Here is a 16,619-nt window from a genome sequence, read left to right on the forward strand (position 1 = left end):
ACAATGAGAATGGTGGACCTAATTGCAAAAAAACGTGACGGACATGCATTAACGACAGAAGAAATTAACTTTATTGTTGAAGGATATACGAATGGTGATATTCCTGATTATCAAGTAAGTTCACTTGCAATGGCAATTTTCTTCCAAGATATGAACGATCAAGAGCGTGCTGATTTAACGATGGCAATGGTAAATAGCGGTGATACAATCGACTTATCAGCTATTGAAGGTGTAAAAGTAGATAAGCATTCAACAGGTGGTGTTGGTGATACAACGACACTTGTATTAGGTCCATTAGTAGCTGCTTTAGATGTACCAGTAGCGAAAATGTCTGGACGCGGTTTAGGACATACTGGTGGTACAATTGATAAATTAGAAGCAGTCCCAGGATTCCATGTGGAAATTGAAAACGATGAATTCATGCGTCTTGTAAATGAAAACAAAATCGCTGTTATCGGTCAAAGTGGTAACTTAACACCTGCTGATAAAAAGCTATATGCACTTCGTGATGTAACAGCAACAGTAAACTCAATTCCGCTTATTGCAAGTTCGATTATGAGTAAAAAAATTGCTGCTGGTGCAGATGCAATTGTTCTTGATGTAAAAACTGGAGCAGGTGCATTTATGAAAACGGATGAAGATGCAAAACGTTTAGCAGAAGCAATGGTACGTATCGGTAATAACGTTGGTCGTAACACGATGGCAGTTATTTCTGATATGAGTCAACCACTCGGTGAAGCTATCGGTAACGCATTAGAAGTTCAAGAAGCAATTGATACATTACAAGGTAAAGGGCCGAAAGATTTAGAAGAGCTATGTTTAACACTTGGAAGTCAAATGGTGTACCTTGCTGGACAAGCTTCATCTTTAGAAGATGCACGTGAAAAGCTAATTGAAGTAATGAACAACGGAAAAGCGCTAGAATCATTTAAAACGTTCTTATCAGCGCAAGGCGGCGACGCATCTGTTGTTGATGACCCTTCTAAATTGCCACAAGCACAATTTAAAATTGAAGTGGAAGCGAAAGAAGACGGATATGTATCAGAAATCGTTGCAGACGAAATCGGAACAGCAGCAATGCTTTTAGGAGCAGGACGTGCAACGAAAGAGTCTGAAATTGATTTAGCAGTTGGTCTAATGCTGCGCAAAAAAGTAGGCGATAGCGTGAAGCAAGGTGAATCTCTCGTTACAATTTACGCAAACCGCGAAAATGTTGAAGATGTAAAAGCGAAAATTTATGAGAACATGAAGATCTCTAAAGAACACGTAGATGCACCAACTTTAGTACACGGTATCGTAACGAAGTAATAAAAAAAAGCTGAGGAGATTTCTCCTTGGCTTTTTTTACTATTTTTTGTTTATAATAATAATGGGTGAAATTATGATTAGAATTTGTGCAGTAACAAAAACAGATGAAGTATTATATGATGTTTCTCTAGAAGAAACAAAGAAAGACCATATTGTATGGTATTGGCTAGATTTATATAAGCCAACGAAAGAAGAGTATACATATATTCTGCAAGACCATTTTAAGTTCCATCCCCTTGCAATTGAAGACTGTATAGAATATGTACAGAGGCCAAAAGTTGATTTTTATGATGGATATAACTTTTTAGTACTTCATGCATTTGGGGAAGATGGACTAGAACCGCACGAAATCGATTTATTTATTAGTGATCGTTATATTGTTTCTTTCCACTTTTCTCATAACAATGCAATCGAAAGAGTATGGAAAACACTTGGAGAAAAGAAGCGTATTAAAAATAGTCCTTTACACGTAGCTCATACAATTATCGACCAAATTGTAGATGACTATTTTGCGCCTGTATATTACATTGAGGATCATTTAAATGCAATTGATGATAATTTAACGGGGGAGACAGCAGGAAGTGTATTAGAAGAGGTATTTGATATACGTACAGATTTATCAAAGCTAAGGCGTACAATCATTCCGATGCGTGATTTATTATATCGTATTTTAAATTCGACTCGTTTTTACGGTATAAGCGATCATGAAATTTACTTTAAAGATATACATGATCATTTGCTTAAACTAACAGAAATGATTGAGGCAAGCCGAGAGTTAACAGCAGATATTCGGGATAGTTATTTTTCATTAAACTCACATCATATGAATAACATTATGAAAACATTAACTGTATTCTCGACTATTTTCATGCCATTAACATTTATTGCGGGAGTATATGGAATGAACTTTACGCATATGCCAGAGCTTGGTGGACAATATAGTTATTTTATTTGTCTACTTATCATGGCACTAATTGGCGGCGGAATGATGGCCTGGTTTTATAAAAAAGGATGGTTTAAGTAAAAAAACACCGAGGATTTCCTCGGTGTTTTTTTTAACCAATAGCATGTAATACAAACATAGCTAAGAATAAGCATGTAATGATATACATAGATGGTGCGACTTCTTTACGCTTTCCAAGAGCAACTTTTAAGATAGGGTAAGCAATAAATCCGAACGCAATGCCATCAGCGATACTATATGTGAGCGGGATCATAACGATAATTAAGAATGCTGGAAATCCTTCTGAAAAGTCATTCAGAGGAATTTGTTGAATGCTTGTAATCATCAGACCGCCAATAATAATTAAGATTGGTGCAATGGCACTATCAGGAATTAATTTGACAAATGGAAGAGCAAACAGTGATGCAAAGAATAGCAACCCAGTAACGATAGACGTCAGACCTGTCTTACCACCTGCAGTAATACCTGCGGCACTTTCTACTGTTGAAACGGTAGGACTTGTGCCAAATAGACCACATGTCATTGCTGAAATTGCATTGGCTTGGTAAGCACGTGGGAATTTACGATCATCTTCTAATAAACCGTGCAGAAGTCCCATGTTCTCAAAGATAAGCACCATGCTTAAAGAGAATGTTGCAATCCAAAATGGTAAGGAAGAAAGTTTCCCAAATGACATAGCTCCAAACACATCACCGTAATTAGCGAATGAGAATGAACTATTTCCCACTTGACTCGTATCCACAAGACCAAATAGCCAGGCGATACCAGTTCCTAGTGCAATCGTCCATAAAAAGTTTCCACGTACGTTACGAATAAATAATACAAGTGCAATGATAAGAGTAAGTAATGTCGCAAGAACGACAGGATTACTTAATTTCCCCATTGCCACAGCGGTATTTGGGTTCGAAACGACTAAACCACCTTTTTGCAATCCGATAAACGCTAAAAATAATCCGATGCCGACAGTAATCGCTTCCTTTAATGACTTTGGAATTGATACTGATAGCACGCGAGCGATTGGTGTAAAAGCGGCAATTGCAAAAATAATACCAGAGATAAAGACAGCAGCCAATGCTTCTTGCCAAGTTAGTCCAAGCGTATGCACAGCTGTGTACGTGAAGAATGCATTTACACCCATACCCGGGACAAGAATAGCAGGTGCATTTGCCCAAAATGCCATGAGTAGACATCCGACAAATGAACTAAAAACAGTTGCTAAAATTCCAGCTTCAAGAGGAATACCAGCATCTGATAAGATTGACGCATTTACAATCATAATATATACGATTGTGAAAAATGACGTAACTCCAGCTAAAACTTCTTGTTTTGGTGATGTTTCGTGTAAACCTAATTTAAATGTTCTTTCAAGTATTCCTTTCATGTTAAACCTTCTTTTTCATATCCCTCTCCCACCCGTGATATCTCTTTTGTAAGAGCTCACCGTTCTTTATTATATCAGAACATCATGTTTTTACAACAAGTAAAATGATAACGTTTACTTGTAAAGAGAATTCGTTATAAATACGTAAAAATAGCCCGTATGGATGAAATGATTTCTAATTCACCCGATTGAATGGGCGGGGCTGCTTGCGCATGTAAAGTAGCATAAGACGTAACCTCCCGTGGTAATTGGGCAGATTCTTCAACGAATGAGAGGGGAACAGGATTAATATTTAAATTATATGTACTCGCAATAGCACGAGCTTTTTCTACTGCTTGGTGCAGAGCTTGAATGAGAGCTTGCTCATAATATTTATTTGGATGAGATACTCGGAAACGTAAACCTTTTGCTACATTTGCGCCATTTGAAACGGCTATATCATATACTTCCCCAGCTTTTTGTACATTTAAAACGGTAATTTCATACAAATGCTCCACGCGGTATCCTTGTAGCAATGCTTTATCATTTACATATTCGTATTGAGGAGTAATTGTATAAGAAATCGTTTCTATATCTTTATCGGCAATACCAAGCTGTTTAAGTGCATCCAGCAATTGTTTGGATTGCACTGCATTTTCTTCTTGAGCCTGTTTTACATTTTTATCATCTGTTCGAATGCCAAGCGTTAATATAACAACATTCGGTTTTGCTTTGACAACGCCTTCGCCTTGTACAGTAATAGTAGCTTCTTTACCAGTATTAGCTGTGCGTACGTTGTGTAAATAAGGATTCATTCCACCCTGCATTTTCCATCACCATCCTTTTTATATGTATATGTGTGAACAAAAAAGAAATTTATATGAAAAAAGTTACATAAATGAGAATGTTGAGGAAAGAAAGCATGTACAACATAGGTATTTATAGATTATAATATGTGTAAATATGATAAAAAAGGGACGAGGCTATTGAACGAAAAAAGAGAAACGCTGATTTTAGATTTATCTGCATCATTTCGAAAAATGATACGTTTATTACAAAATGATATTAATACACGTTTTGCAGAACATATGCCATATAATGAATTTTCTGTATTACGTGCGTTATTTTTAAAGAGTCCACAGATGGCTTCGCAAATTGCGAGTGAAGTAAACGTAACCTCCAGTCATATTACAGCTGTTACAGATCGTCTCGTACGAAAAGGATTAGTAGAAAGAAAACGTTCTAATTCAGATCGTCGAATCGTGTATTTAGAAATTACAGAGCACGGAAGAGAAGTAACTGAAAAACTTGAAGCTGTGCGTAAAGAATATTATAAAGAGAGATTTAAAGGTTGGAGCGACCAAGAAATAGAAATGGTCTTAGAACTATTTGGCCGCGTATTATAATAAATGAGGATAGGAAGCGAAAGCATTCCTATCCTTTTTCTTTTGAATAAAAATATTTTGAAACTCCGATACTTTAATTAAAAGATCGGAGGAAAGATTATGAAATATATTGCTGCACTTACCATTTTATTTGGTGGTTTTTTCTATTTTCAAACATTTACGTACGCAGATACGCCTATCCAAGTGGTACGAAAAGAAGTGAAGTACATTGAAACCGATAATACAGTCTTATATTCGAAATTATGGGTTCGTTCTATGCAAAACGCAGTATTATTCCACCATAGCGATAATATTCGTAATCAGGACACATTACGTAATGTAACAAGTTCATCGCTTGTTAAAGCGAAACAACTACCTTTTCAGAAAGCGGCCCTCTATATACCGAGATTATCGCAATACGTATCAAAAACAGGAAAAGAAAACATTCAAGTGTACTACATTGCGATTCACTATAATGTGAAAAAAGAAAATGCATATCAACTAGATGGCATGAACTATTTTCTACAAGTATTTGTGAAAGAGCGTGGGGAATGGAAAATTGCTGAAAGTGTAGTTGCACCGACAGAGCAAATTGTGCAAAATGGTGATGGATTTGGGATGAAAGAAGAGATGGTGTATGGGGATAGGAGAGAGAATGTGAAATAACCTCCTTTAAAAGGAGGTTATTTCACACGCCAAGAAAATTTGAATTTTAATAAGCGAGATAATAGTAGATAGACTATCGTACTGGTCCCTATAAAACCAATATAATAATTTACGATAGAATGACTTCCGCCCGCTGCCATTCCTCCAAACATTCCAATAAAGGTTACACAACATATCATACATAGTGTTTTAAGCTTCGGATATAATAGAAAGTTTCCGTTTTGTTCATTAGGTGATCTTGTATATAAGTACATTCCTAAAGGTAATAGAATAAGTATATTTACGATTGGACCGATAAGTTTTGTTGCTGAAGGAATATACGTAAAATTAGGTTCATCATGACGTACGCCTTGTTGATCAGTATAAGCACGTTGAGGATCGTAATTAAAATTAATATTGAATCCGCGAACTGGCGCTAAAATACTCACTTTTTCTATTACTGAACCGTAACGATCTACATTTTCCTCCGTATAGACGGGATGATTGGAAATAAGTCCAACCGTATGAATAGAAATAGCCCCGGCAATTAGAGTCGGCAAAATAAAAGGGAATCCAAGTATAGCAACACTGAAAAATCCTTGTGAAATCATATTACCAGCAATTGTTCCTATGCATAATGCAAGTGTATATATAGCAATTAAGATAATAACCATGTATAAGAAGTAAGTATGAAATGGTGAAAATATTTGATACTTATTATGAAAGGTTGTCTTTTTCATAATAGCAAAAAGTCCCCAATTTAGTATAACGATAGCTACAATATTACACACACCAAAAAGCCATTTCGTTATGAAGAGATGTGTTCGTTTAAATGGCATAGACCATAAAATGTCACTTGATTGATTTTGACGTTCCCATCCAATAAGAATACAGGCTAATATAATAAGGAGTCCTCCTTGAACCATAATAGCATCGGGAAGTGAAAGTTGATAATTATATCGGTATATATATTTCCATTCATTATGTTCATGAAAATATTTTAATTGCTCGGCAGCTGCTAAATAGTATTTATATGATAGTACATAAAAACTTACTAACCAAAATAGCCAAACAATATATTTACTTTGTTTGTAGGTATGCACCCATAATGCTTTTTGAAACATAGGATCTCTCCTTTAAAAAACTTTATAGTTTGTAAGACGTGATAATATAAAATAAGTGACGATTCCAAATAAAAAGAATCCAACATAGTAACTAAATAATAAATCAAAACGTTTTAACATTTGCCCACCTATTAATGCAAAATAAAAGGTAGTACCCCACATCCAGAGTGAGTTGTATTTTGGAAAAAGGAAAATTTTCTTATTATGTTCATTAGGTGATCGTGCATAAAGAAACATACCAATTAGTAAGCTGGAAATAGTATAGAAGATAGGAACAAGTATTACTTTTGCAGAGTAGTAACTATGAAAAGTGGGTCCCCTTTGTATTACTTTTCCATGATCTTCATCTGATTGGACAGTAGGGTGGTAATTATAACTAATTGAAAAGTCTAATATAGCGCTTGAAATGTTGGTCTTTTTATTGAATTTATAAATGTTTTCGAAATTCGTATAACTTTTATTCCCCTGTATTGCCTCAGCGTGAGCTGTAAAGAAAAGGAGTAAGAGTGAAAAGATTCCCATTCCCATTATGCAAAAAGTAATGCTGAAGATGCTTTGTGAAATAATACTGCCAGTAAATGTACCTATACATAAAGAGACAGTATAGATAGCGATATATGTGAAAATTGCGTACAGGAAATATCGGTGAAATGGTTCGAAAGATTGATATTCAAAGTGAATCGTAGATTTATAAATAAAATACATAAGACCCCAATTGATTAGAAATGATAGTACAATGAAAAATCCACCGAAAACCCATTTCGATAAGAACATATCACGTCTTTTAAATGGAAATGTCATAAGTGAATCTCCATTTTGATTACTTCGCTCCCAGCCAATTAATATACAGGATAGGATAATTGTAATAATACCTAACCAAAAGCTATTAGAAGAATAAAAAGAATAATGATAGTAGAACTTTTCTTCACCTATTTTTTCTGGATGGAGAAAGAGAGACTGTTGAGTTTCTGCTTCTTGATAGTATTCGAAAGATAAAAAATAAAGTGAACTGAAGAGAAAAAGTAACGCAGCATATTTCCCACGCTTCCAATTCCACATCCACAACGCTTTATGAAACATACCCATCCTCCTCCAGTGTCGTAACGAAGACATCTTCAAGTGACATTGTTAATTCTTCAATAAGTATAGGTTGCTCTTTGTAAAACTTCTCCAGTGTTGTAGCCACATTTCCTTCGATTAAGATTGTATATACTTTTCCTGTTTGATTTAATATTTTAATATTGCTTAAGTTTTCTAGTTTTTGAGGTAGTGAACGTTCATAAGCAACTTGTATTTTAGCAAATCGTGATTTTGCATCGTCTAGTGATGTAATAGACGAGATGGTATGGCCTTTTAATATAATAATTGTATCTGCAATTTGTTCTACTTCATCTAAATGGTGAGTGGAGATGAAAATGGTAATCTCTTTTTCTGCAACTTCTCCAACGAGAAACTGTAAAATTTTCCTTTTCACGATAGGATCAAGTCCATTTGTCGGTTCATCTAAAATGATATATTCTGCCTTTGTAGAAACGGCTAAAATGATGGCGAGCAGTGCTTTCATGCCTTTTGAATAGCTACGAATTCGTTTGTTTGGTAAGTTAAAACGTTCTAACAGTTCATAGAAATGTGTTTCATCAAATGCGGTATAAACTTCTTTATAAAACTTTACGATTTCTTTTATCGTATAGCCGTTCAGTATATTAGTAGAATCAGGAACATATACGATTTTTTGTTTCGTTTCAGGATTTTTATGGATGTCGATATCCTCATATGTAACAGTTCCCTCGTCTGGGTCCAAAATGCCGACCATCGTTCGCAATAAAGTTGTTTTTCCCGCGCCGTTTCTTCCGAGTAATCCGATGATACTCCCTCTTTGCAATGTGAAAGAAACATCGTCTAAAATTGTTTGATTATCAATTGTTTTCTTCAAGCTTGTCACTTTCAACATCCGTATTCCCTCCAATCTCTTTATAGTATGAATCTATCCAATCATGAATTTTATCTTTCGTAATACCAAGATAAGAGGCTTCTAATAGTAATTGATGAAATTGCTTTTCAACCATAGCGATTTTCCTTTCGTCTAATGTTGGGGTAATCGATTGGGATACAAATGTTCCTTTTCCTCGTAACGTTTCAATAATTCCTTGTCGCTCTAACTCTTGATACGCTTTACTCACTGTATTTGGATTTATAACGAGTAAAGAAGCGAGTTCGCGTACAGAAGGAAGTTTATCACTTGGAGCCAACATGTTTTTCAATACGAGTTCTTTTATATTTTGAACAATTTGTTCCCATATCGGAGTGTTGCTTCTTGGGTCAAGTTGAATATGCAAGAGCAATGTCTCCTTCCTCATATGTATTAAGTGTACTACTGTATGTAATACACTTAATACAATATAGAGGACGAATGTATTTGTCAACTGAAAATGTTAGAAAAATTTGGTATTAAAAAAAGGTAAATTGGAAAAAATAGGTCTGATATAGAATGGAGGGTTAGTCATGAAGCGAGTTTTTGGAATACTTGTTTGTTTCATGTTATTGCTTTCTGGAACTTCAGTGAGTTTCGCACAATCTGAGAAAACGAAGCAGGAGAAAACAGAAGAAACAACACCGAAGTTAGCGGAACAAGCGTCGTCAGCAATCGTAATTGAGCAAGATACAGGTAAAGTTTTATTTGATAAAAACCCAAATGAAAAATTACCACCAGCTAGTATGACAAAGATTATGACAATGCTTTTAATTATGGAACAAGTTGAAAAAGGAAAACTAAAACTGACCGATAAAGTTAGAGCGAGCGAACATGCAGCTTCAATGGGTGGATCGCAAATCTTTTTAGAACCTGGGGAAGAGATGACTGTAAATGAGATGTTAAAGGGTATTGCAATTGCATCTGGAAATGACGCATCTGTTGCAGTAGCCGAGCATATCGCAGGTTCAGAAGAAGGATTTGTAAATATGATGAACAAAAAGGCGAAAGATCTAGGACTGAAAAATACACATTTTCAAAACCCAACAGGTCTTCCGGCCAAAGACCATTATTCGACAGCAAATGATATGGCTATAATGGCGAGAGAATTGATGAAGTATCCACTTATTCGTAAATACACAGGTAAGTACGAAGATTATTTACGTGAAGATACGGATAAAAAGTTTTGGCTCGTTAATACGAATAAGCTAGTACGTTTTTATCCTGGCGTAGATGGAGTAAAAACAGGTTTTACGACAGAAGCGAAATATTGTTTAACAGCATCGGCTGAAAAAAATGGCATGCGTGTCATTTCAGTTGTCATGGGAGCACCAACATCAAAAGAACGGAACAACCAAGTGACGAAGCTTCTTGACTACGCATTTGGTCAATATATGACAAAGAAATTGTATACGCGCGGCGAAAAAATTAAGACAGTTCAAGTAGGGAAAGGGAAAAAAGAAAAAGTAGATTTAGTTGCATCAGATAATGTTTCTCTTCTTATGAAGAAGGGCGAGAATATGGACAAGGTAAAACAAGAAGTAATTGCTGAAAAGAAAGTAAAAGCACCGATTAAAAAAGGTGACGCGCTTGGTACACTTGTTATTAAAAAAGATAAAGATGTTTTATTAAAACAAACAATTGTAGCAAAAGAAGATGTTGCTGCAGCGAGCTGGTGGGAGTTATTTAAAAGAAGTTTTGGGATGTTTTCAACATCAAAATAGCGGCAAATATTTTGCCGCTTTTCTATTCGTATGTAAGTGAATAATGCTGAAAGGTTTCACTTTATGACGAAATAGTTCTTCTTTTGTCAGCAGGAAGGATTCTTATTTTGTATCACGAAAATCTTTATGTATGTGAATAAGTAAAGTTTGAGCATAAGGAGGAAATCGTGTGAGTCTTTCCATGCAATTAGAAGTAAAACGTGACGTCCTATGTGTGAGACTAGAGGGTGAATTAGATCATCATACGGCTGAAGAGTTGCGAACGAAAGTAACAGATATGATTGAGACACATGGTGTTCATCATATTGTTTTGAGCCTAGAGAACTTATCTTTTATGGATAGTTCTGGTCTAGGTGTTATATTAGGCCGATATAAACACGTAAAGGGATTAGGTGGAGAAATGGTTGTTTGTGCAATTTCACCGCCTGTTAAGCGTTTATTTGAAATGTCGGGCTTATTCAAAATCGTTCGCTTAGAAGAAAGTGAAGCGCACGCGCTCGCGACGTTGGGGGTGGCATAGATGAGAAATGAAATGAACCTTCAATTTTCAGCATTAAGTCAAAATGAATCGTTCGCTCGCGTTACAGTAGCGGCTTTCATTGCACAACTAGATCCAACGATGGAAGAATTAACGGAGATTAAAACAGTTGTGTCAGAAGCGGTTACAAATGCAATTATTCATGGATACGAAGGAAATGCAGAAGGTATTGTTTATATTTCTGTAATTTTGGAAGAAGCAATGGTGAAACTCACGATTCGAGATGAAGGGATTGGAATCTTTAACTTAGATGAAGCGAGACAACCCCTTTTTACAACTAAACCTGAATTAGAGCGTTCCGGAATGGGATTTACTATCATGGAAAATTTTATGGATGAAGTAGAAGTTATTTCAAACGAATCTTTCGGGACAACAATCCATTTGACAAAATACTTATCAAATAGTAACGCTCTATGCAATTAAGGAGAATAGCCTATGGACATAGAGGTCAAAAATGAGAAGAAGAAACCTCAGTTAAAGGACCACGAGCTAAAAGCGTTAATTCAAAAAAGTCAAGATGGAGATCAACAAGCGAGAGATACAATCGTTCAAAGTAATATGCGCCTCGTTTGGTCGGTTGTACAGCGGTTTCTTAATCGAGGATACGAACCAGACGACCTATTTCAAATTGGATGTATTGGGCTCTTGAAATCGGTAGATAAATTTGATTTATCTTTCGACGTGAAATTTTCAACATATGCAGTTCCAATGATTATTGGTGAAATACAACGTTTCTTACGTGATGATGGATCAGTGAAAGTTAGTAGGTCTTTAAAAGAAACAGGAAACAAAATTCGAAAGATGAGAGATGAGCTTTCGAAAGAATTCGGAAGGGCTCCAACGATTAATGAAGTGGCAGAGGCACTAGAACTAACGCCAGAGGAAGTTGTTCTAGCACAAGAAGCGAGCCGGGCCCCTTCGTCTATACATGAAACTGTATATGAAAACGATGGAGATCCAATCACTATTTTAGATCAAATTGCAGATCAATCTGAAACGAAATGGTTCGATAAAATTGCTTTAAAAGAAGCGATTAGAGAACTAGATGAACGAGAGCGCTTAATTGTATACTTGCGTTACTATAAAGATCAAACACAGTCAGAAGTAGCAGAGCGCATAGGCATTTCGCAAGTACAAGTTTCAAGACTTGAAAAGAAAATATTAAAACAGATGAAAGATCGAATAGACGAATAATTGTCTATTCGATTTTTTTATGCCGTTAATAGGAGAGAGATGTTAATTTCCGTAAAAATTAACAGAATTTATTTAAAATTTAGTTAATTTGAAATATAATCCAAGTATGAACTTGTCATAAAGGGGGAAGGAAACATGGAAACGAGGCAACAATGGGGAACGAGAGCTGGATTTATTTTTGCAGCGGTCGGATCTGCCGTTGGATTAGGAAACATATGGCGTTTTCCTTATACAGCGTATGAAAATGGAGGAGGAGCATTCTTTTTACCGTACTTATTTGCATTATTAACGACTGGTATTTCATTGTTAGCGTTTGAGTTTGCCCTTGGTCATCGTCATCGTGGTTCAGCACCACTTACATTTTTCCGTATTAGCCCGCGTGCCGAATTTATTGGATGGTGGCAAATGTGCGTAACATTTATCGTTTCAACATATTATGCAGTGATTATTGCTTGGTCTATATCGTATACATACTTTGCAATTACTGGAGCATGGGGAAAAGACACGCAATCATTTTTATTTAAAGAGTACTTACATGTTGCAGATAAGCCAGGGCAATTTGGAGGACTTGTACCGGAAGTATTAATTCCGTTAGCTCTCGTTTGGATTATTGTGCTTGGCGTTGCATTTAAAGGAGTTAAAAAAGGAATCGAAGTTGTTAACCGTATATTTATTCCTTTATTAGTTGTTATGTTCCTTATTATTGTCGTTCGTGCAGTGACGATGGAAGGTGCTATGCAAGGACTAGATGCATTCTTTAAACCAGATTGGAGTCGTATTTTTGATGGGAAAGTATGGCTTGCTGCTTATGGTCAAATATTCTTTAGTTTATCTTTAGCATTTGGAATTATGATTACGTATTCTAGTTATTTACCGAAAACCTCGGATACAACAAATAATGCCTTTATTACTGGATTTGCAAATTCAGGATTTGAATTATTAGCAGGTATTGGGGTCTTTGCAGCTCTTGGATTTATGGCAAATAATATGGGAGTACCGGTTGATAAAGTAGCAAGTGCTGGCGTTGGGCTTGCATTCGTAGTATTTCCGCAAATTATTAATGAATTACCGATGTCACCGTTGTTTGGTGTATTATTTTTCTTATCGTTAACGGTTGCTGGAATCACATCACTTATTTCACTCGCGGAAGTATGCTTTGCTGCTGTGTCTGAAAAATTCAGTTTAAGTCGGGAAAAAACCATTGGAATTATGGGAACCTTTCTCGTGTTAGTTTCTCTTATTTTTGCAACACGTGGTGGGCTTATGTTCTTAGATGTTGTCGACTATTTCGCTAATAATTTTGGATTAATTACAATTGCACTTGCGGAAGTAGTGACGATAGGGCTCATTTTACGTCGTTTACCAGTTTATCAAAATCATGCAAACTTTGTATCTGACATTAAATTAGGAACGTTTTGGAGAGTGAGTTTACTCGTTATTACTCCACTTATGTTAGGGTATATGCTAATTGATGGTACAATCCAAAATATTAAAAAGAACTACGGAGATTATCCGACTGAGTTTGTTGTAACGTATGGTTGGTCGATAGCAGCAGCCTTCCTTATCGTTGCGCTAATTATTAGTCTAAAGAAATGGAATGCACAAATACATTCGGATTCTGCCAAGCTTGAAAAAGAATGGAAAGATCGAGGTGTTTCATAATGAGTGGATCAGCAATTATGATGATGGTTATTGGAATAGTAGTCATTTGGGGAGGGCTTGCATTAAGTATTGCAAACTTATTTAAGAAAAAGGCATAAGTAAAAAACATCTGTACCGAAATGGTGCAGATGTTTTTTTATGAAAAAATTGTATTAGAAAAAAATTCAATAACCATACTACAACTACGAGGAAGAGTGAAGGGGTGAATGAAAGTTGGAACAAACGATTTATATTAAAATGCGCAATCGTTTAAAAGTTTCTCCTACTTATGAAGTAAAGCTGGGTGATGTTGCTCAACTTGCCGGAGATTCTTCCGTAGTTGAGTTGTTACAAAATGAGATAGTTTACAAAATAACAGCGCATGATAAGACGCATGTTGTAATTGATGTTATGAAAGTAATTGAGATTATTCAACAGAAAGCATCTCATGTACAAATTAATTTACTCGGTTCTGGACAAACTCTTGTTGAAATTATATACGAAAAAAAGAAGGCACACCCAATTTTTTTCGGGCTTGTATGGCTGTTACTTTTCATTGGAGCGGCCCTTGCGATCATTTATTTCCATGAAGATGTAAGTATGCAACAAGTACATCAACGGTTATATTACATGATTACTGGAGAATTTAATGCGCAACCACTTTTATTTCAAATTCCTTATTCTTTAGGCCTTGGCTTAGGGATGGTTTTATTCTTTAATCATGTATTTCAAAAACGAATTAATGAAGAGCCAAGTCCGCTAGAAGTTGAGATGTTTCAATACCAACAGTCACTTGATCAATATGTAATCGTTAATGAAAACAAGGGTAATATGAAACAACTTACCGATGATTGAGTCTGGATTTGTTATTTTAATTGGTTTAGCTGGAGGGATTGCGGTAGGTAGCGGATATGTCGCATTTTTAGCTGTACTTGGTATAATCCCCCGTTTAGCCCAATTAACGAGAAGTGGAAAGCATATTCAATATTTTGAGTGGGCAGTCATTGCAGGTACTTTAACAGGGGCTTGGTGCAGTTTGAAAAACATTACATTTCAAACGTCGCAATATTGGCTCGTTATATTAGGGATATTTTGTGGCACGTTCATTGGAATGCTTGCTGCGGCATTAACAGAGGTGTTAAATGTTCTACCTATTTTAGCGAAACGAGTAGGGGTAGAGGGCAAGATTATTGTTTTACTCGTTGCTATTGTACTTGGGAAAGTAATAGGATCGTTGTTTCACTGGATTTATTTCGTAAAGTAGGAGGCAGTATATAAATGACAAGTCAGAAATTGAAGGATGATTACATAAATAAAGTGAAGGAGTATCATCCAAAGCCAAACTATTTACTAAATTGTATCAAAGCATTTCTTGTAGGTGGACTCATTTGCACAGTTGGAGAAGCATTGATGAAATTTTATATACATTATTTTCACTTTAGTGAACAAGAGGCAGGAAACCCAACTGTTGCAACTCTTGTTTTATTATCCGCGATTTTAACAGGGTGTGGTGTATATGATAAAATTGGTCAATTTGCTGGAGCAGGATCAGCGGTACCGGTAACAGGATTTGCAAATTCTATGGCGAGCGCTGCCTTAGAACATAAGAGCGAAGGGGTTGTTCTAGGGATTGCTACAAATATGTTTAAACTGGCAGGAAGTGTGATTGTATTTGGGGTTGTTGGTGCATATATCATTGGGTTAATAAGGTATACCTTTAAAATTTTTATGTCTTAAAGGAGGGGCTAGTATGAGGTTGACCGGAAAACAAACGTGGGTATTTCAAAATGATATATATGTAAATGCAACGGGCACTGCTGTCGGTCCGAAAGAAGCTGAGGGCCCTCTTGGGAAAAAATTTGATATTTCATATGATGACTTGCATTGTGGAGAAGAAAATTGGGAGCTCGCCGAACGAAGATTAATGTCAGACTCAATTCAACAAGCGGTGCAAAAAGGGAATATAAAAACATCGCAAATTGATTTCTTTTTAGCGGGAGATTTATTAAATCAAACAGTGACAGCAAATTATGTTGCGCGTAAGTGGGGCATTCCTTTTTTAGGAATGTTTAGCGCTTGTGCGACGTCTATGGAGACTTTAGCAGTTGGCTCAGCTTTTATAGACGGTGGATTTGCAAATCGTGTCTTAGCTACAGTAAGCAGTCATAATGCAACGGCTGAAAGACAATTTCGCTATCCAACAGAGTATGGTGGACAAAAACCAGGGACAGCAAATTCAACTGTGACTGGTGCAGGATCTATATTAATTAGCGATGAAAAAAGTGCAATTAAAATTACGTCAGCTACAATCGGAAAAGTGCAAGATTTAGGAATCACAAATCCTTTGGATATGGGGGCAGCGATGGCTCCAGCAGCAGCTCATACAATTCAACAACATTTTGAAGATTTAAGAAGAAGTGCCGATGATTATGATTTGATTGTTACGGGTGATTTATCAGCTGTTGGGACGCCGATTGCGAAACAACTTTTACTTGAGGAAGGTTATGATCTTGGGCATATATACAATGATTGTGGATTGATGATTTATGAAGCAAGTCAAGAAGAAGTGTTTGCAGGTGGTAGTGGTTGCGCTTGTTCAGCAGTTGTTACGTATGGTCATTTATTACACGAGATGCAAAAAGGGAATTTACAACGAATTTTTGTCGTTGCGACTGGTGCATTATTAAGCCCAATGATGATGCAACAGAAGGAAACGATTCCAACAATTGCACATGGTGTCGTATTTGAGAGAGTTAAAGGAGAGTGA

General features: G+C 36.1%; 20 protein-coding genes. 14 read left to right on the plus strand and 6 right to left on the minus strand.

All coding sequences use genetic code 11. From position 1 onward, the window contains the following. The first annotated feature begins 3 nt into the window (after positions 1 to 3). Positions 4 to 1,308 carry a pyrimidine-nucleoside phosphorylase gene (locus B9A45_RS08945; RefSeq protein WP_001243069.1) on the plus strand — a complete coding sequence of 435 codons (1,305 nt, stop codon included), beginning with the start codon at positions 4 to 6 and terminating at the stop codon, positions 1,306 to 1,308. 61 nt (positions 1,309 to 1,369) lie between these two features. Further along, on the plus strand, positions 1,370 to 2,332 hold the full coding sequence (corA, locus tag B9A45_RS08950; protein WP_002005674.1) for a magnesium/cobalt transporter CorA: 963 nt from the start codon (positions 1,370 to 1,372) through the stop codon (positions 2,330 to 2,332). A 31-nt stretch (positions 2,333 to 2,363) separates the two neighbouring features. On the opposite strand, the gene B9A45_RS08955 is transcribed toward corA, so the two are convergent. Together B9A45_RS08955 and B9A45_RS08960 are read right to left on the minus strand one after the other, a co-directional pair. Beyond that, a complete protein-coding gene (locus B9A45_RS08955) occupies positions 2,364 to 3,653 on the minus strand; it encodes an NCS2 family permease (RefSeq protein ID WP_084063991.1) in 1,290 nt (429 codons plus the stop codon). Between the two features lie 134 nt (positions 3,654 to 3,787). Next, positions 3,788 to 4,459 carry an SIMPL domain-containing protein gene (locus B9A45_RS08960; protein ID WP_001161448.1) on the minus strand — a complete coding sequence of 224 codons (672 nt, stop codon included), beginning with the start codon at positions 4,457 to 4,459 and terminating at the stop codon, positions 3,788 to 3,790. A gap of 159 nt (positions 4,460 to 4,618) precedes the next feature. On the opposite strand from B9A45_RS08960, the gene B9A45_RS08965 reads away from it, so the two are divergent. Next, positions 4,619 to 5,038 (plus strand): MarR family winged helix-turn-helix transcriptional regulator, encoded by a 420-nt coding sequence (locus B9A45_RS08965; RefSeq protein ID WP_001003305.1) that lies wholly within the window; start codon positions 4,619 to 4,621, stop codon positions 5,036 to 5,038. A gap of 99 nt (positions 5,039 to 5,137) precedes the next feature. After that, the gene (locus tag B9A45_RS08970; RefSeq protein ID WP_016111271.1) at positions 5,138 to 5,683 is read left to right on the plus strand and encodes a hypothetical protein; all 546 of its coding nucleotides are present in this window, start codon (positions 5,138 to 5,140) and stop codon (positions 5,681 to 5,683) included. A gap of 17 nt (positions 5,684 to 5,700) precedes the next feature. On the opposite strand, the gene B9A45_RS08975 is transcribed toward B9A45_RS08970, so the two are convergent. From B9A45_RS08975 to B9A45_RS08990, 4 genes are read right to left on the minus strand one after another with little or no spacing between them, the layout of a single operon-like run. Next, positions 5,701 to 6,786, minus strand: coding sequence for a hypothetical protein (locus B9A45_RS08975; RefSeq protein ID WP_000486561.1), 1,086 nt, complete (start codon positions 6,784 to 6,786; stop codon positions 5,701 to 5,703). Between the two features lie 12 nt (positions 6,787 to 6,798). Continuing rightward, complete coding sequence (locus tag B9A45_RS08980; protein WP_000468528.1) at positions 6,799 to 7,866, minus strand: ABC transporter permease; 1,068 nt, start codon at positions 7,864 to 7,866, stop codon at positions 6,799 to 6,801. Beyond that, positions 7,856 to 8,737 carry an ABC transporter ATP-binding protein gene (locus B9A45_RS08985; RefSeq protein ID WP_000922146.1) on the minus strand — a complete coding sequence of 294 codons (882 nt, stop codon included), beginning with the start codon at positions 8,735 to 8,737 and terminating at the stop codon, positions 7,856 to 7,858. Before B9A45_RS08985 ends, B9A45_RS08980 begins: the two co-directional genes overlap by 11 nt. After that, on the minus strand, positions 8,703 to 9,122 hold the full coding sequence (locus tag B9A45_RS08990; protein WP_000548027.1) for a GntR family transcriptional regulator: 420 nt from the start codon (positions 9,120 to 9,122) through the stop codon (positions 8,703 to 8,705). Before B9A45_RS08990 ends, B9A45_RS08985 begins: the two co-directional genes overlap by 35 nt. A gap of 166 nt (positions 9,123 to 9,288) precedes the next feature. Here B9A45_RS08990 and dacF point away from each other — a divergent pair, with 166 nt between their 5' ends. The 10 genes from dacF (at position 9,289) to spoVAD (ending at position 16,619) form a co-directional block, all read left to right on the plus strand. Further along, entirely contained in the window at positions 9,289 to 10,479 is a 1,191-nt protein-coding gene (dacF, locus tag B9A45_RS09000) for a serine-type D-Ala-D-Ala carboxypeptidase DacF (protein WP_000831998.1), read from the plus strand. A 169-nt stretch (positions 10,480 to 10,648) separates the two neighbouring features. Further along, entirely contained in the window at positions 10,649 to 10,999 is a 351-nt protein-coding gene (spoIIAA, locus tag B9A45_RS09005; protein WP_000059135.1) for an anti-sigma F factor antagonist, read from the plus strand. After that, on the plus strand, positions 11,000 to 11,440 hold the full coding sequence (gene spoIIAB / locus B9A45_RS09010; protein WP_001243398.1) for an anti-sigma F factor: 441 nt from the start codon (positions 11,000 to 11,002) through the stop codon (positions 11,438 to 11,440). It abuts the gene before it with no gap. A gap of 12 nt (positions 11,441 to 11,452) precedes the next feature. After that, positions 11,453 to 12,211 (plus strand): RNA polymerase sporulation sigma factor SigF, encoded by a 759-nt coding sequence (gene sigF, locus B9A45_RS09015; protein ID WP_000350729.1) that lies wholly within the window; start codon positions 11,453 to 11,455, stop codon positions 12,209 to 12,211. Positions 12,212 to 12,346: 135 nt separating this feature from the next. Next, a complete protein-coding gene (locus B9A45_RS09020; RefSeq protein WP_084063992.1) occupies positions 12,347 to 13,873 on the plus strand; it encodes a sodium-dependent transporter in 1,527 nt (508 codons plus the stop codon). Then, positions 13,873 to 13,971, plus strand: a complete 99-nt coding sequence (locus B9A45_RS09025; protein WP_000016826.1) for a methionine/alanine import family NSS transporter small subunit — start codon at positions 13,873 to 13,875, stop codon at positions 13,969 to 13,971. Before B9A45_RS09020 ends, B9A45_RS09025 begins: the two co-directional genes overlap by 1 nt. Before the next feature lie 115 nt (positions 13,972 to 14,086). Then, positions 14,087 to 14,707 carry a stage V sporulation protein AA gene (locus B9A45_RS09030; RefSeq protein WP_016111267.1) on the plus strand — a complete coding sequence of 207 codons (621 nt, stop codon included), beginning with the start codon at positions 14,087 to 14,089 and terminating at the stop codon, positions 14,705 to 14,707. Then, the gene (spoVAB, locus tag B9A45_RS09035) at positions 14,700 to 15,116 is read left to right on the plus strand and encodes a stage V sporulation protein SpoVAB (RefSeq protein ID WP_016111266.1); all 417 of its coding nucleotides are present in this window, start codon (positions 14,700 to 14,702) and stop codon (positions 15,114 to 15,116) included. Before B9A45_RS09030 ends, spoVAB begins: the two co-directional genes overlap by 8 nt. 14 nt (positions 15,117 to 15,130) lie before the next feature. After that, positions 15,131 to 15,589: a stage V sporulation protein AC gene (gene spoVAC / locus B9A45_RS09040; RefSeq protein ID WP_000203807.1), complete on the plus strand. Its 459-nt coding sequence runs from the start codon at positions 15,131 to 15,133 to the stop codon at positions 15,587 to 15,589. A 13-nt stretch (positions 15,590 to 15,602) separates the two neighbouring features. Next, positions 15,603 to 16,619 carry a stage V sporulation protein AD gene (gene spoVAD / locus B9A45_RS09045; protein WP_001241158.1) on the plus strand — a complete coding sequence of 339 codons (1,017 nt, stop codon included), beginning with the start codon at positions 15,603 to 15,605 and terminating at the stop codon, positions 16,617 to 16,619.

The organism is Bacillus sp. JKS001846, assembly GCF_900176455.1.
GTDB lineage: Bacteria > Bacillota > Bacilli > Bacillales > Bacillaceae_G > Bacillus_A > Bacillus_A cereus.

Excerpts from the sequence above, each read along its gene's own strand:
- B9A45_RS08980 (WP_000468528.1), bottom strand. The coding sequence starts at position 7,866 with ATGTTTCATAAAGCGTTGTGGATGTGGAATTGGAAGCGTGGGAAATAT.
- spoVAC (WP_000203807.1), top strand. The coding sequence starts at position 15,131 with ATGACAAGTCAGAAATTGAAGGATGATTACATAAATAAAGTGAAGGAG.
- sigF (WP_000350729.1), top strand. The coding sequence starts at position 11,453 with ATGGACATAGAGGTCAAAAATGAGAAGAAGAAACCTCAGTTAAAGGAC.
- B9A45_RS08955 (WP_084063991.1), bottom strand. The coding sequence starts at position 3,653 with ATGAAAGGAATACTTGAAAGAACATTTAAATTAGGTTTACACGAAACA.
- B9A45_RS09020 (WP_084063992.1), top strand. The coding sequence starts at position 12,347 with ATGGAAACGAGGCAACAATGGGGAACGAGAGCTGGATTTATTTTTGCA.
- B9A45_RS08960 (WP_001161448.1), bottom strand. The coding sequence starts at position 4,459 with ATGCAGGGTGGAATGAATCCTTATTTACACAACGTACGCACAGCTAAT.
- B9A45_RS08975 (WP_000486561.1), bottom strand. The coding sequence starts at position 6,786 with ATGTTTCAAAAAGCATTATGGGTGCATACCTACAAACAAAGTAAATAT.
- B9A45_RS09025 (WP_000016826.1), top strand. The coding sequence starts at position 13,873 with ATGAGTGGATCAGCAATTATGATGATGGTTATTGGAATAGTAGTCATT.
- B9A45_RS08970 (WP_016111271.1), top strand. The coding sequence starts at position 5,138 with ATGAAATATATTGCTGCACTTACCATTTTATTTGGTGGTTTTTTCTAT.
- spoVAB (WP_016111266.1), top strand. The coding sequence starts at position 14,700 with ATGATTGAGTCTGGATTTGTTATTTTAATTGGTTTAGCTGGAGGGATT.
- dacF (WP_000831998.1), top strand. The coding sequence starts at position 9,289 with ATGAAGCGAGTTTTTGGAATACTTGTTTGTTTCATGTTATTGCTTTCT.
- corA (WP_002005674.1), top strand. The coding sequence starts at position 1,370 with ATGGGTGAAATTATGATTAGAATTTGTGCAGTAACAAAAACAGATGAA.
- B9A45_RS08985 (WP_000922146.1), bottom strand. The coding sequence starts at position 8,737 with ATGTTGAAAGTGACAAGCTTGAAGAAAACAATTGATAATCAAACAATT.
- spoIIAB (WP_001243398.1), top strand. The coding sequence starts at position 11,000 with ATGAGAAATGAAATGAACCTTCAATTTTCAGCATTAAGTCAAAATGAA.
- spoVAD (WP_001241158.1), top strand. The coding sequence starts at position 15,603 with ATGAGGTTGACCGGAAAACAAACGTGGGTATTTCAAAATGATATATAT.
- B9A45_RS08945 (WP_001243069.1), top strand. The coding sequence starts at position 4 with ATGAGAATGGTGGACCTAATTGCAAAAAAACGTGACGGACATGCATTA.